General features: G+C 69.1%; 16 protein-coding genes. 9 read left to right on the top strand and 7 right to left on the bottom strand.

What is annotated here, in order from left to right; all coding sequences use genetic code 11:
• Positions 1–52 precede the first annotated feature (52 nt).
• A complete protein-coding gene (locus tag BKA18_RS18695) occupies positions 53–565 on the bottom strand; it encodes a MarR family winged helix-turn-helix transcriptional regulator (protein ID WP_429638349.1) in 513 nt (170 codons plus the stop codon).
• A 131-nt stretch (positions 566–696) separates the two neighbouring features.
• Here BKA18_RS18695 and BKA18_RS18700 point away from each other — a divergent pair, with 131 nt between their 5' ends.
• A complete protein-coding gene (locus BKA18_RS18700) occupies positions 697–1,917 on the top strand; it encodes an MFS transporter (RefSeq protein WP_366043905.1) in 1,221 nt (406 codons plus the stop codon).
• Between the two features lie 112 nt (positions 1,918–2,029).
• Positions 2,030–2,476 carry a GlcG/HbpS family heme-binding protein gene (locus tag BKA18_RS18705; RefSeq protein WP_366043906.1) on the top strand — a complete coding sequence of 149 codons (447 nt, stop codon included), beginning with the start codon at positions 2,030–2,032 and terminating at the stop codon, positions 2,474–2,476.
• A gap of 35 nt (positions 2,477–2,511) precedes the next feature.
• Here the strand turns inward: BKA18_RS18705 and BKA18_RS18710 are convergent, their stop codons facing one another.
• On the bottom strand, positions 2,512–3,069 hold the full coding sequence (locus tag BKA18_RS18710) for a DUF2269 domain-containing protein (protein ID WP_366043907.1): 558 nt from the start codon (positions 3,067–3,069) through the stop codon (positions 2,512–2,514).
• A gap of 201 nt (positions 3,070–3,270) precedes the next feature.
• On the opposite strand from BKA18_RS18710, the gene BKA18_RS18715 reads away from it, so the two are divergent.
• From BKA18_RS18715 to BKA18_RS18725, 3 genes are all read left to right on the top strand, one after another.
• The gene (locus BKA18_RS18715; RefSeq protein WP_366043908.1) at positions 3,271–3,903 is read left to right on the top strand and encodes an HAD family hydrolase; all 633 of its coding nucleotides are present in this window, start codon (positions 3,271–3,273) and stop codon (positions 3,901–3,903) included.
• Between the two features lie 462 nt (positions 3,904–4,365).
• Positions 4,366–6,369: a globin domain-containing protein gene (locus BKA18_RS18720; RefSeq protein ID WP_366043909.1), complete on the top strand. Its 2,004-nt coding sequence runs from the start codon at positions 4,366–4,368 to the stop codon at positions 6,367–6,369.
• Between the two features lie 49 nt (positions 6,370–6,418).
• Complete coding sequence (locus BKA18_RS18725) at positions 6,419–7,333, top strand: pyridoxamine 5'-phosphate oxidase family protein (protein ID WP_366043910.1); 915 nt, start codon at positions 6,419–6,421, stop codon at positions 7,331–7,333.
• A gap of 91 nt (positions 7,334–7,424) precedes the next feature.
• Here the strand turns inward: BKA18_RS18725 and BKA18_RS18730 are convergent, their stop codons facing one another.
• The 5 genes from BKA18_RS18730 to BKA18_RS18750 form a co-directional block, all read right to left on the bottom strand.
• Positions 7,425–7,904: an NUDIX domain-containing protein gene (locus BKA18_RS18730; RefSeq protein ID WP_006604379.1), complete on the bottom strand. Its 480-nt coding sequence runs from the start codon at positions 7,902–7,904 to the stop codon at positions 7,425–7,427.
• 46 nt (positions 7,905–7,950) lie between these two features.
• Positions 7,951–8,847: a LysR family transcriptional regulator gene (locus BKA18_RS18735; RefSeq protein ID WP_366043911.1), complete on the bottom strand. Its 897-nt coding sequence runs from the start codon at positions 8,845–8,847 to the stop codon at positions 7,951–7,953.
• Positions 8,848–9,174: 327 nt separating this feature from the next.
• Positions 9,175–10,302, bottom strand: a complete 1,128-nt coding sequence (locus tag BKA18_RS18740; protein WP_366043912.1) for a cystathionine gamma-lyase — start codon at positions 10,300–10,302, stop codon at positions 9,175–9,177.
• Positions 10,299–10,928 carry a low molecular weight protein-tyrosine-phosphatase gene (locus tag BKA18_RS18745; protein WP_366043913.1) on the bottom strand — a complete coding sequence of 210 codons (630 nt, stop codon included), beginning with the start codon at positions 10,926–10,928 and terminating at the stop codon, positions 10,299–10,301. Before BKA18_RS18745 ends, BKA18_RS18740 begins: the two co-directional genes overlap by 4 nt.
• Before the next feature lie 3 nt (positions 10,929–10,931).
• The gene (locus tag BKA18_RS18750) at positions 10,932–11,309 is read right to left on the bottom strand and encodes a phage holin family protein (protein WP_006604375.1); all 378 of its coding nucleotides are present in this window, start codon (positions 11,307–11,309) and stop codon (positions 10,932–10,934) included.
• A gap of 48 nt (positions 11,310–11,357) precedes the next feature.
• On the opposite strand from BKA18_RS18750, the gene BKA18_RS18755 reads away from it, so the two are divergent.
• From BKA18_RS18755 to BKA18_RS18770, 4 genes are all read left to right on the top strand, one after another.
• Entirely contained in the window at positions 11,358–11,675 is a 318-nt protein-coding gene (locus BKA18_RS18755) for a cupin domain-containing protein (RefSeq protein ID WP_366043914.1), read from the top strand.
• A 240-nt stretch (positions 11,676–11,915) separates the two neighbouring features.
• Positions 11,916–12,140 carry a DUF5326 family protein gene (locus BKA18_RS18760; RefSeq protein WP_040898840.1) on the top strand — a complete coding sequence of 75 codons (225 nt, stop codon included), beginning with the start codon at positions 11,916–11,918 and terminating at the stop codon, positions 12,138–12,140.
• 521 nt (positions 12,141–12,661) lie between these two features.
• A complete protein-coding gene (locus tag BKA18_RS18765; protein ID WP_429638350.1) occupies positions 12,662–13,429 on the top strand; it encodes an IclR family transcriptional regulator in 768 nt (255 codons plus the stop codon).
• Between the two features lie 104 nt (positions 13,430–13,533).
• Positions 13,534–13,956 (top strand): SsgA family sporulation/cell division regulator, encoded by a 423-nt coding sequence (locus BKA18_RS18770; RefSeq protein ID WP_040898836.1) that lies wholly within the window; start codon positions 13,534–13,536, stop codon positions 13,954–13,956.
• The last annotated feature ends 89 nt before the right edge of the window (positions 13,957–14,045 follow it).

The following is a 14,045-nucleotide window of genomic DNA, read 5'->3' on the forward strand; positions in this document are numbered from 1 at the left end:
CGGGTAGGCGGCGCCACCGTGCGAGCTGCCGCCGGACCCCGGCCCGTGGGCCTCACTCAGGCGGAGCGAGCGTTTCGACGGCGGTGACGAGTGGTGCCAGTTCGGGGCGCCGCGCGGCGTCCTGGAGGGCCTCGCGCAGGGCCCCGTCATGGGTGGGCCGAGCCTCCACGAGGAGTGCGAGGCCATCGGGCGTGACGTCGGTATAGATGCCGCGTCGGTCGTCGGGGCACAGGAAGCGCGAGAGCAGGCCACGCTCCTCGAGCCGGGTCACCAGGCGGGTGGTGGCGCTCTGGCTCAGGACGACGGATTCCGCGACCTGGTGCATCCGCAGATGGCCGCCCGGCCCGTCGTGCTGCTCACTGAGCACGTTGAGGACCGAGAACTCTCGGACGCTGAGGTCGTGTTGGGCCTGCAGTGCGCGCTCGATGTGTGTCTCTATACGGCCGTGCAGCGCGGAGAGCGCGCACCAGCTCTGTGCCAGTGCGGGAGTGGCCGCCGGCGGGCAGGCGGGCTCGGCGGCTGCCATCTCCTGCGTCTCCTGCTTCTCGCGCGTCTCCTGCGGCATCGAAGACCTCCTCATGGGTCGTACGAGCCAGGATAGGGCATCTGCAATATCCCGCGCTTGCAATTAATCGGCGTCTGCAATTATTGTGGACGCTTGTAAAGGATGGACGCAATCATTCGGAGGGATCCGTCATGCCTCTCGCACTCCTGGCTCTGGCCATCGGTGCCTTTGGGATCGGAACGACCGAGTTCGCGGTCATGGGTCTGCTGCCCGACATGGCGGCCGGCTTCGGTATCTCCATCCCGCTCGCCGGATACGCGACCACGCTCTACGCCCTCGGCGTGGTCGTCGGTGCGCCGCTGATGACGGCTCTCGGCACGCGCTTCACCCGCAAGCAGATGCTGATGCTGCTGATGGGCCTGTTCATCGCGGGCAATCTGCTCACCGCCGTCGCGCCCACCTTCGGGATCCTGCTCGCCGGGCGGATCGTCGCCGCCTTCACGCACGGCGCGTTCTTCGGCATCGGTGCGCTCGTGGCGGCCGACCTCGTCGCGCCCCAGAAGCGCGCCACCGCCATCTCGCTGATGTTCAGCGGCCTGACCGTCGCCAACGTCGTGGGTGTACCGGTCGGCACCCTGCTCAGCCAGCACTTCGACTGGCGCACCACGTTCTACGCCATCACCACGATCGGCGTGATCGGGCTGCTGGGCATCGTCAAGCTGATCCCGGCACAGCGGGCGAAGGCGGCCTCCCCCATAGGCAGCGAACTCGCCGTGTTCCGCAACCCGCAGGTCGGCCTGGCGATGCTGATGACGATCCTGGGGTTCGGCGGTGTCTTCGCGGCCGTCACCTACCTCGCCTCGATGATGACCGAGGTCACCGGCTTTGCACCGTCCTCCGTGATCTGGCTGACGGCCGTCTTCGGCCTCGGCATGGTCGGCGGAAACCTGGTCTCCGGTCGCTTCACGGACCGCGCCATGATGCCGATGCTGTTTGTGTCGATGACCGGTCTGGCGCTCTCGCTGGCCGCGTTCACCTTCACCGCGCACAGCAAGATCGCCGCAATCATCACCCTCGCGCTGATCGGAATCTTCGGCTTCGCCACCGTGCCCCCGCTGCAGAAGCGGGTGATGGACCAGGCGGCCTCGGCCCCCACCCTCGCCTCGGCCGGCAATATCGCGGCCTTCAACTTCGGCAATGCGTTGGCCGCCTGGCTCGGCGGGCTCGTCATCTCAGCCGGCCTCGGCTACACCGCGCCCAACTGGGTCGGTGCGCTGATGACCGCTGCGGCGCTCGGGGTGGCGATATTCGCCACCGCCCTGGAGCGGCGCCAGAAGGGCCGCGGCCAGGTGGTGGCCGCCGGCGGATCCGCCGTGGTCGCCGACGAGCCCGTGCCCGCGACGGACAGCTGACTTTGCCGGGTCCGTACCGCATCACCCTGTCCAACAGCCTGGCCGGCAGTGCCTTACCGGCGCTTACGAGCACCAACTGCCCCACCACTACATCCCTCGAGGAACTCCCCTCATGAGCACCACCACCCCCGCCGCTGCCACCCCCAGCGTCCGTCCCCTCACCACCCGCGAAGCCGATGGCCTCATCGAATCCGCCGCCCGAGCCGCCGAGGGCCTCGGGGTGCGCGGCAGTGTCACCGTTCTGGACGCGGGCGGTCATCTGCTCGGCTTCCGGCGCGACGACGCAGCCGTGCTGATCTCCGGGGAGACCAGCACCCGCAAGGCGTACACCGCACTGCAGTTGGACACGCCGACCGCTGACCTCGTCGACCTCGTACGGCCCGAAGGGCTCCTCCACACACTGCCGACGGCGCTGGACCGGCCGCTGCTCTTCCTCGCCGGCGGTGTGCCGCTCCACCGTGACGGCCGGCTGATCGGCGCGCTCGGCTTCGGCGGCGGCTCCCCTGAGCAGGACCACCGCATCGCCGTCGAGGCGATAGCGGAGAGCGGCGTCGCCTGAGGACAGCCACCTCCTCTGCTGGTGGACCCCCGCTGTTAGCGGGCGCCCACGCCCTCAGTACTGCTCCTTCGCGCCCGGCGGGCGCGGGCTCCGGCCGACTGCGCTGCGCCCAGTCGGCTGCCGCGCTTGGTCGGCCCCCAGGGCTTGAGGACGGAGATCGCGGTGAGGAAGAAGTAGGTGGCCGTGGCGACAGCCGGCGCGATGACGAGCTGGATGTCGGCTGCCGGGGCGCCAGCCGCGGCCGCGGCGGCGAGGTGGTTGATGCCGGGCCGGAGTGCGAAGACCGACAGCAGCAGGGTGAGGAGCGTCAGCCAGAACTTGATGACGACCCAGCGGTGCCTGGCCAGCCCCCAGGGCGTGCCCAGCGACAGCACCAGCCCGCTGACCAGCGACATCAACGCGATGGGGAGGACCAGCCAGTCACCGAAGACTTTCATCGCCCGGTAGGCGGCCGTCGCCATATCGGACGAGCCGGTGGTGTAGCCGGTGAGACCGAGCGCGAGCAGCCCCAGGGTGAGGCCGAGCCAGCTGACGGAGACGGCGACATGAAGGACGAGAACGGCCCGGCGGGCCGGGCGGCTGAGCTGCTGCATACCGTCCACGGTGGTGTTCCGCGCCCTGCGCTACATCTGCCCGCGGGAGTATCCGCGCCTACGCGGGCTTGAGTATGTCCGGCGTACGGTGCCGGCGGCCGCCCGTTCCTGGACCGTACGCGGCCGGTCGTAGCAGCCGGTCGTAGCCGTCCCCGGTTCCCTCCGCGCTTTCCGCCGGACAGCCCCTTTAGGCTCCGGGGCATGAGCAAGCTGCATCTGTTCGACATGGACGGGACCCTGCTCTACGGGTCCGCGGCCGCCGTCGAGATCTCCCGACGGCTCGGGCTGGAGCGGGAGATCGCCGAGCTGGAACGGGGATTTTCCACGGGTGAGCTGACGCCCGTGCAGTTCGCACAGCGGGCATGTGAACTGTGGGCCGCCGAGCTCACCGAACTTCAGCTGGCCGCGGCCTTCGAGGGCGCACCCTGGCTGACCGGAATCCAGGAGGTCTGGGCGGACATCCGGGCGCGCGGCGAACGCTGCGCGGTGATCTCCCTGTCGCCGGCCTTCTTCGTCGAACGGCTGCTGGCCTGGGGCGCCGACACGACGCACGGCTCGCGCTGGCCCGCGGTGCCCATCCGACAGGCCGTGGACCCGGCCGGCATCCTCTCGTCGGCGGCGAAGGTGCGGATCGCGGATGAACTCTGTGTGCAGTACGGGTTGACCAGGGCCGACTGTGTCGCATATGGCGACTCCATGTCGGACACCGAACTGTTCGCGGCGGTTCCGCAGTCCGTTGCCGTGAATGCGGATCACCATGTCAGTGACCTGGCCTCATATGCGTACGTGGGCCGTGATCTGCGTGAGGCATACGAACTGATCCGTACGAACTGATCCCTACTGGCCGGTAATTCTGACTTCGTCGACGGAATCACCGGCTGTATCCGCTGAAAGTGCGCTCTGTGGGAAGGATCACCGATATCACAGGGTCGCGCGGCGTGCTTCAAGATCAGGTCTTGTGGATTCAACCGCTGCCGGTATGGTCGACTCCGGCTTGGCGGAGTCAAGGCTTCCGCGAGTGCACGAAGGCCGGGTAAAGCTCGTCAGCCTAGCGGCGAAGTGGCCCTCGATACCCAGGCTTCCGGCAATTTGTCCGGTGGGTGAGCAGGGGTGGCATGCTGCTGACGCGGCATCTGCTCCGCATTGTCGCGAGGACGTGAGATTTGTCCGCTTTGGAGGATGTTGCCGGGATCGCTTGAGTCGATTAACAATTCCGGGGCAGGGCGGGGGAATTCCGGGCAGTTCCGATCATGGAAGTGCGAAGACAACCGAAAGACGTTCGAGGCGAGGCAGACCATGGACGCTCCGACCACCACGTCGGCCGATAACGGCTCTTCCGGCGGGAACAGTGGAGATTGGGGTTGGTTCACTCCGTCGGCGAAGAAGTCCTCCGGAGAACCGCAGGAGCGGCAAAGCAGCCAGGACCGGCAACAGGGCCAGGACGGCCGCGCCGAAACCGACGAGCGGAGTGCACCCCACGACCGCGGCGACTACAGAGATCGCCATGAGCGGCAGGAAAGAGCGGAGCCGAACGACCGGGAGCACATACCCAGTCGTCCGGTCAATCCGATCCGGCCGGTAGGCACCGCGGCCGAGCGCGAGCGCGAGACGGAGCCGCCGCAGGCCGCGCAGCCGCGGCCCGCAGAGGCGGCCCGGCAGCACGCCGCCCCCTCCTCCACCGAGCACCCCTCCGCAACTGCCCATCCCGGGCAGTCCGCCGCGGCCCCCGGGTACGCCGCCTCCGCCTACCCGGCGCCGCGCCACGAGGCCGAGCCCACGCCCACCGCGGCCCCCGATCCGTTCCAGGGCAGCTGGCCGGTCTGGGAACGGGTATCCGCCCCGGAGCCGGAGCCCGAGCCCGTACACGAATCGGCGCGCGCCACGCAGGCGCAGACGCCCGCGAAAAGCGCCCCCACCGGCGCCGCGCCCGTCCAGGAACCGCCTGTCCGGACCCCGGCCCCCCAGGCACCGCCCGTCCAGGAACCGGCTGTCCGGACACTGGCCGCCCAAGCACCGCCCACCCAGGCACCGGCCAGTCAGAACGCGGCCCCCGCTGCCTCTGTCCTCGCCCCCAAGGCGCGTCCCGCCGCTCCCGCCGCTCCCACCCCCGAGGCCTCGCTCGACGCACTGCGGGCCTCGGCCTCCCCGGCCACACCCGCCTCTCCCGACGCGGTACTCATCCGTCGCACCATGGCGGAGATCGAGCCCGTGGCCGACAAGGTCACCTCGTACTTCTATGCGCTGCTCTTCGTCCAGTACCCCGATCTGCGGGCGCTGTTTCCCGCCTCGATGGACACCCAGCGCGACCGGCTCTTCAAGGCATTGCTCACCGCCGCCCAGCATGTCGACAACGGCGAGGTGCTCACTGCCTATCTTTCGAATCTCGGCCGCGGTCACCGCAAATACGGCACCCTGCCCGACCACTACCCGGCGGTCGGCGAATGCCTGCTCACCTCGCTCGGGCGCTATGCGACGTCCAGCTGGGGGCCGGAGACCGAGGCCGCGTGGGTGCGCGCCTACACCGCGATCTCGCAGATCATGATCGATGCGGCGGCCGCGAACGAGGCCGTGGCTCCCGCGTGGTGGCAGGCCGAGGTCGTCTCGCACGAGCTGCGCACCCCCGACATCGCGGTGGTGACGGTCCGCCCGGACCAGCCCTACCCGTTCCTCGCGGGCCAGTACACCAGCGTGGAAACCCCCTGGTGGCCGCGGGTCTGGCGGCACTACTCCTTTGCCTCCGCGCCGCGCTCCGACGGCCTGCTCTCGTTCCACGTCAAGGCGGTGCCGGCCGGCTGGGTCTCCAACGCCATGGTCCACCGCGCCCGTCCCGGCGACGTCATCCGGCTCGGTGCGCCCGGAGGCTCGATGACCGTCGACCACACCACCCGCAGCGGTCTGCTGTGCGTCGGCGGCGGCACCGGCATCGCGCCCCTGAAGGCCTTGGTCGAGGATGTCGCGGAACACGGCATCCGCCGCCCCGTGGAGGTGTTCTACGGCGCGCGCAGCGACCATGACCTCTACGACCTCGACACCATGCTGAATCTGGAACAGGCCCATCCCTGGCTCTCTGTGAGACCGGTCGTCGCTACCGGACCCGCGGCCCGTGGTGGGACGAGCAGCGAAACCGGACAACTTCCGGACGCAGTACGGCAATACGGGCCGTACCGGGAATACGACGCATATCTTTCCGGACCGCCGGGGTTGATCCGCAGCGGTGTGGACGCTTTGGTGGGGGTCGGCGTCCCGGCCGACCGCATACGGCACGACTCCGTGGAAGAGCTGGTCGCAGCAGCAGACTGAAGTCTTGGCAGCGCAGCGCGAATACGGTCCAACAGGGGAGAGGTGGGGCATGGCGCAGCAGGAACGCCCCGGGAGCGACGGCGAGCACTTGGTGCAGCAGAGGCTGGGTACCACCGAGCGCGCAGACCGTTTCTACGGGGACCAGGTCCTGGACCATCTCAATGTCCGTATGCAGGAGTTCGTGGCCCGGCAGGAGATGTTCTTCCTGGCCACGGCCGACCGGCACGGCGAATGCGACTCGACGTTCCGGGCCGGGCCGCCCGGTTTCGTCCAGGTGCTCGACGCCCGGACGCTGGCGTACCCGGAATACCGTGGCAACGGTGTCATGGCGTCCATCGGCAACATGTCGGAGAACCCGCGCCTGGGCATCTTGATGATCGACTTCACGCGTGACCGCATCGGGCTGCACATCAACGGACGCGCACGGGTCGTCATGGACGACGAGATGCGGGCGCACCACGAGGGTCTCCCGGTCGACCCGATCCCCGGGCGGCGCGCCCAGCTGTGGGTCACGGTCGAGGTCGAAGAGGCGTACATCCACTGCGCCAAGCACATCCCGCATCTGCAGAAGGTTCCGGCGCAGCAGCGCGGGGCGCGGGCCTGGGGCACCGACGACGTCAAGCGCAAGGGCGGGGACTTCTTCGGCGCGGCGGCCGAGGCGGGTGAGCGGCCGCCCTTCCAGCGCGCGGCGCACCGGAACGAACACCTCCGTGGCGGACTGCACGAGGACATCGAGGACGCGGCGCATCAGGACGCGGCTCCGGCGCCCGGCAGCGGACGGGTGTCCGCCGCCACGTCACGTGCCGCACAGGCCGGTCCGGCGGCCGGAGCCGGGGCCGGCCGGGAGGATGTCGTCGAGGAGCTGAATGCGGAGTTCCTCGACCGGGTCGAGCGGGTGCTCGCCCGGGCACGGCCCCGCGGGCCCGTGGAGGACGACCCAGCCTTCCGCGGATGGTTCGGCTGACGCGACGCCTGAGCCGGCGCGACGCCTGAGCCGGCGCGACGCCTGAGCCGGCGCGACGCCTGAGCCGGCGCCGGCCGTGCCACGGTGTTTGTCAGCCCAGGTCGGGGGCGTGCATCGCCCGTACGCCCTCGATATTGCCGTCCAGGTAGTGCCGTAGCGACAGCGGCACGACCTCGACGGAGGCGATGCCGACGCGGGTGAAGGGCACCCGCACGATCTCGTAGTCCCCGCAGGGCTCGTCGACCTCGGGGCCGTGCCGGCGGGAGAGGTCCATGGAGTCGAGCCGGCAGACGAAGAAGTGCTGTACCTTCACGCCGTCCACCCCGCCGTCGCTGAAGTGCTCGACGGTGTCGACGAAGACCGGCACCACGTCCTTGATCTTCGCGCCCAGCTCTTCGTCCAGCTCACGGTGGAGGGCGTCGATGACCGTGGCGTCCTCGGGCTCGACACCGCCGCCCGGGGTGATCCAGTACGGTGCCCGGCCCGGCTTGGTGCGCTTGATGAGAACGAGGTCCGCGCCGTCGAGCAGAATCGCGCGGGCGGTGCGTTTGACGACTGGCCGTACGTTCATAGGGGACATGTGCCGCAGTCGAGGCCTGGTGAAACCCGGTGCTCGCTCACCAGGCGATCGCGGCCCGCAGCAGCCATTCATGTGCCCGTGAGATATGCGGCAGCCCGAGAGTCCCGTTCCGTACGGCCAGGAAGTAGGTCCTTAGCGGAGGTACCGGCGGGTCGAGCAGGGCGACGACCTCGCCGCTGTCCAGCGCCTCGGCGCACAGATAGCGGGGCAGTACGGCGATCCCCGCACCGGCCGTCACGCAGGACAGCACCGCCCGGAGGTCGGCAGCGATCACGGCGGCGGAGGCAGCGGGCTTGGCGTCGAAGACCGCGGACCAGTAGCGGGAGACCAGCGGCAGGCTTTCGTGGACCTCGACGAGCGGTACGGGATCCAGCACCCGCACGCCCCCGGCCTGCAGTACGGCAGGCCCTCCCAGCTGGCCCGCCCATCGCGGTGCGGCGATCAGTACATGCTCCTCGTCGCACAGCGGGGTGGCGGTGAGCAGTCCGCCGCGGGGCCGGGCCGTGGTGACCGTCAGATCGTGATGGCCGGAGGACAGGCCGGTCAGCAGCTCCTCCGCGGAGCCGAAGGCGGTGCGTATGGACAGGCCCTGGGCGATCAGCGGGGTCAGCGCGGGGAGCGCGCGCTCGGCGAGGAACTCTGGGGGCCCGGCGAGATGCAGCGTGCGGGTGACGGAGTCCCGGTCCAGGCCGGCCTCGGTGATCTCGGTGAGGGCGTCCAGATGCGGCGCCACCTTGTGCGCGAGTTCATCGCCGATGGTGGTAGGGGTGACGCCGCGGGCGCAACGGAGGAAGAGCGGACGGCCCAACTGGCGTTCCAGCGCCCGGATCTGGCTGGTCACCGCGGGCTGGGAGAGGCCGAGTAAGGCCGCGGCGCGAGTGAAGGAGCCGGCTCGGTGCACGGTGACGAAGGTGCGCAGCAGAGCCAGATCCATCGCGTACCTCCTGCGCCCCTCGGAAGCCTGGTCGCGGGCCAACTATAAATTTGTCGATAGGGCTGTGTCGCTAGCGTGATTGGACACTGACGCACAGTCAACTAGCCTTGTTCGAGCGGTGGTTTCACGTGGAACATTTGGTTTCACGTGAAACGCGTGGGCTCGAGCCACGTGGAACCGCAGGCCGGCAGGGTGACGAGGGGGGATACCCTGCCGGCCTTCTCCTGTCGCTTCAGGGGCGCGGGGCGTAAGGCTCACTCGGTTTGTTCGAGCCGCTCTGCCGTGTGCAGTTCATGCCGTTTGTGTAGTTCATCCCGGTCGGTGGGATCAGTTCTGCGTGGCCACGTCCAGTGCCCGCGTGACATCCGCGATCAGATCCTCCGGCTCCTCGATGCCGACGGAGAAGCGGATGAAGCCTTCCGGCACCGCGTCACCGCCCCAACGGGCCCGGCGCTCGGCGCTGGACCGCACGCCGCCGAAGCTCGTCGCGTCGTCCACCAAGGTCAGCGCGGCCAGGAACCGCTCCGCGCAGGCCTTGTCGGGCAGTGTGAAGGACACCACGGAGCCGAAGCGGCCTGGGCGCATCTGCCGGGCGGCGAGCGCGTGGGACGGGTCGGACGGCAGCCCGGGGTGGCGCAGGCCGGTGACCTCGGGTCGGTCGGCCAGCGCGGCGGCCAGCGCCAGAGCGCCCGCCGACTGCTGGCGGACGCGCAGCGCGAGCGTGGCGAGCGAGCGATGTGCGAGCCAGCTCTCCATGGGGCCGGGGATCGCGCCCACGGTCTTGCGCCACAGCCGTACGGCATCGGCCAGCGCGGCATCCCGGGTGCTGGCGTACCCCAGCAGGACATCACCATGGCCGGTCAGCGCCTTGGTGCCGCTGGCCACCGAGAAGTCCGCGCCGAGTTCGAGCGGCCGCTGGCCGAGTGGGGTGGCGAGGGTGTTGTCGACGGCGACCAGGGCGCCGCGACGGTGGGCTTCGTCGGACAGCCGCTGGATATCGCAGAGGTCGAGGCCGGGGTTGGAGGGTGACTCGATCCACAGCAGCCGGGCGCCATCCAGGGCATCGAGCTGTGCATCATGTGCGGTCGGCGCCGTACGGACCTCGATGCCGTAGCTCTCCAGACGGGTCCGGACGGCCGGCAGCAACTGGTAGCCGTCGCTGGGGAGCACCACGGCGTCGCCGGTGCGCAGTTGCGAGAAGAGGACAGCGGTGATGGCCGCCATGCCGGAAGCGAAGGCGACGGTATGAGCGGTTTCCTCCGGCGATTCGAGCTCGCCGATGGCCTGTTCCAGACGGGTCCAGGTCGGGTTGGCGTCGCGGCCGTACGTGTACGGGCCGACGGCATCGCCGGGGAGGTGGTAGTGGGCCGCGAACACCGGCCCGGGGAGCGTCGGCTCGTATGCCTCGGGCTCCGGAAGCCCGGCCCGTACGACGCGGGTGCCGTCGCCCGTCATGCGCGCTCCTTGGTGCGCGACCTGTGCGGGTCCCGCGGGGCGCGGGGGGCGTCGTGTCCCGGTGCGCGGGCCGGGATCATGGCGCGGGCCGTGAGCGCGGTACGGACCGCTGCCAGCAGGCCCTCGCTCGCGGTCTCGATCATCTCCAGGCACTCCTCGAAGCCGGCGAAGCCGCCGTAGTACGGATCGGGTACGTCCAGGTCACCCGTGAGGCCGGAGTCGGAGAGGAGTCCGGGGAACTCCCCCGGGCCGGCGTCCGCCGCTCCACCCTTGGCGTACGAGCGCAGCAGGCGGACCTTGGCGGCGTCCTGTTCGGTGGGGGCCAGGCTGCGCAGCGCGCGCAGATGGCCGGAGTCGAGCGCGATGACCAGGTCGAGTCGGTCGAACCACGAGGCACGGAACTGCCGGGCGGTGTGGGCGTGTGCGTAGCCGCCCGCGCGCAGTACGGCGACTGTGCGCGGGTCGGCTCCGTCGCCCTCGTGCCAGCCGCCGGTGCCGGCGCTGTCGACCTCGACCAGGCCGTCGAGTCCGTCCTCCGCGAGGTGGGCGCGGAAGACGGACTCCGCCATCGGCGACCGGCAGATGTTGCCGGTACACACGAAGCAGATACGGAACGGGGCGTTCAAAGGTCAGTCCTCGTCGGGAAGGATCACGTGCATCGCCCAGGCCACGATGGAGATGATCACGCCGCCGAGCAGTGCCGTCCAGAAGCCGCCCACATGGAAGGCGAGGTCTGCCTTGCCGGCGAGCCAGGAGGTGAGCAACAGCATCAGGGCATTCACGACCAGCGTGATCAAGCCGAGGGTGAGGATGAAGAGGGGGAAGGAGAGCAGCTTCACCACGGGCTTGACGATGAAATTGACCAGCCCGAAGATCAACGCGACCAGGATCAGGGTGAGTATTTTGCGGCCGGTGTTCTCACCGGTGAGCGTGATGTCCTTGAGCAGCCAGATGGCCACGGCAAGCGCCGCGGCGTTGGCGATCGTCTTGACCAGAAAATGCTTCATGGTGAGATCGTCGCAGACGATTCTGAACTATCGAGGGGTGCGAACGGCATGAAAGCTTTCCGACTGGATGAGCTGGAAGCGGAGCGGGCCGCGAACGACGGTGCATATCTGCAGTTCATCCGGGAACGCAACATGTCGGTCGGGCTGTATGCGCTGGACGCGGGCAGTACCGACCCGCAGCAGCCGCACGCCCAGGACGAGGTGTATCTCGTGGTCAGCGGCCGCGCGGCGATCACCGTCGGGACGGAGACGGAGTCGGTGGCGCGCGGCAGCGTGGTCTATGTACCGGCCGGGGTGCCCCACAAGTTCCACCACATCAGCGAGGACCTCCGGGTGATGGTGGTCTTCTCTCCTCCTGAGAGCTAAGGGACGGGCCCCGGGACCCGTAGGGGAAGGGTCAGGGGAGGGTGGGGGCTGCGCGGCCCCCACGGCAGCGGTCCGCGTCCTAGCATCGTGGTGGAAGGGAACGGAAGCGGGCAGCGGCCGACACGCAGCACGCGAAACGAACCCTCGGCGCGACATACGGCGCAGCAGGCGGACAACGCAACGGACAGATAGCGCGGTGCACACAGCGACAGCGCGACAGACAGAAAGCAGGGCAGAGCAGTGGCTGGTAAGGGGATATTCACAGGGCTTCCGTGGTGGGTCACCTGGGTCGTGGTGCCCGTCATCCTGATCGTTGTCTTCGGCGGACTGATTGCCACCGCGCTCGGCTTCCTGATCGGCCTGTTGTTCAAGGTCCTCATCGCGGCGGCCCTGATCGCCGGGGCCATCTACCTGGTCCGCAGGTTCGCCGGCTCGTCCTCGTCCTCGTCGAAGAGCGACTGGTAGGCCGCAGAAGGGGACGGCTGGCCTGACCTCGTCGTCCCCCCCCGTCCGATCCAGGGCCCGCGCGTCGCACCGTGCCTCACACGGCTGATGGCTGACTCCTCACGCTCCGCGCGGGCCGTCCCACTACACGCGGCAGCTCTCGGGCGTCCGGCGCCATACGGCGGCCACCCACGCGCTGCACCGACCTACCGACACCCATCACGTCCGATCGGCACCGCCCCAAATCACCCAAGGGTGGCGCAATCGATGTCGATGTCGAATCAATCCCGCCCACTCAAGTCCACACCTGCACCAGGTGAGGTAACTCCCCGAATTCCCCCTTACCGCCCGGATCGACCGAGTTAGAGTGCGGCGCGCAGGCGTCTTCCGGATGGTGGCATTCCGGACTATTCGCGTGGGGCGAGACCGGTCCGGGCGTCATCGCGGGGGCCTGGGAGACGCGCGCGGTGGCGGGAGTGGGTCCCGCGACCGGGGCCCCCGTGCCCCACTGCGAGCGGATCTGGGGGTTGGCGTTGTCAGTCGTGAATGGCGAATCCGCTTCTCATCCCACCTTGATCGGATCGGTGCAGCGGGCGCTTCGGCTGCTGGAGGCGGTCGGCGCACATCCCGGCGGTGCGCTCGCCAAGCAGCTCGCCAGGGAAACCGGGCTGCCGCTGCCGACGACCTACCACTTGCTGCGGACCCTGACGCACGAGGGCTATCTGCACCGCGACCAGGGTGTGTTCGTCCTCGGTACGGCTGCCGAGGCCATCGGCCGGGCCGGGGCCGGGCGCCGGCAGCGGGCACAGATCTCCGAAGCCCTGGCGGTGGCCGGGCGGGAGTTGAGTGCCGCCGTCTACTTCGCTGTCTACCGCGAGGGTGAAGTCGAGGTGGTGGCGCTCACCGACGATCCGGAGCGGCCGGCCGTGGAGGAGTGGGTCGATTTCCGCACCACGGCCCACGCTCATGCGATGGGGCAGTGCCTGCTCGCGCAGCTTGACGAGGCATCAAGGAAGGAGCACCTTGCGCGCTATCCCGTCCAGTCGATAACGCCCTTTTCTGTGCGAACTGAGGACGATTTGCTGCACCGCTTGGATACAGTGCGTCGCGGTCAAGTCGCTTATGAGCGTCAGGAATATGCCCTTGGCACGGTGTGCGCAGCCATCCCCATTCAGGTCGGGGCGGCCGCTGCTGCGTTGGCGATTTCCCTGCCCGCGGACGAACTGCATCGATTGCGGTCCGTTACAGACCGACTACGAAAAATGGCGGAGGCGGCACTAACGACACTCGCCTTCTCTATCAGTATCTGAAAACTCACTCCTTGTGATCTGCTGGCACGTGGCAGACGATGGCGCCAATAGGGCTACGGGGGATGTTTCCCGGCCATCTCCGATCAAGTGCGGGGCAGTGGTTGATGACCGACACAGTTCAGGCAGAAGTGATCATGAGCTTCGTCGTCTCGGATGAGCTTGCGTTCCGGATTCCGGTGGAGCTGGACTTCGCCAGCGCCGATCCCTTTGCCGTCCGCCTCACCTTCGATCTGCCCGGCGATGCACCGGTGACCTGGGCGTTCGGCCGAGAGTTGCTGCTGGACGGACTGAGCCGGCCATCCGGCGAGGGCGATGTGCGTATCGAGCCGGCCTCCCCCGAGCACCTCAGCGATGTCTTCATCAGCCTTCAAGTCGGCTCCGAGCGTGCGCTGTTCCGAGTGAGCGCGGCACCGCTGGTGGCCTTCCTGGACCGTACGGACCGGCTCGTACCGCTCGGCAAGGAAGAGGTCTGCGACACCCTGGAGGCCGTACTGGACCGGATCCTCACCGAGGCCCCGGCCGGCTGACCCCGCCCCGCGCCTACCCCAACTCTGCCCCGGCGCCACCCCCGGACTTCGCCCCGGCGTCCACCCTCGACTCCGCCCCCGCACCGACC

The sequence above is a fragment of the Streptomyces auratus genome (assembly GCF_050433025.1).
GTDB classification, from domain to species: Bacteria; Actinomycetota; Actinomycetes; order Streptomycetales; family Streptomycetaceae; genus Streptomyces; species Streptomyces sioyaensis.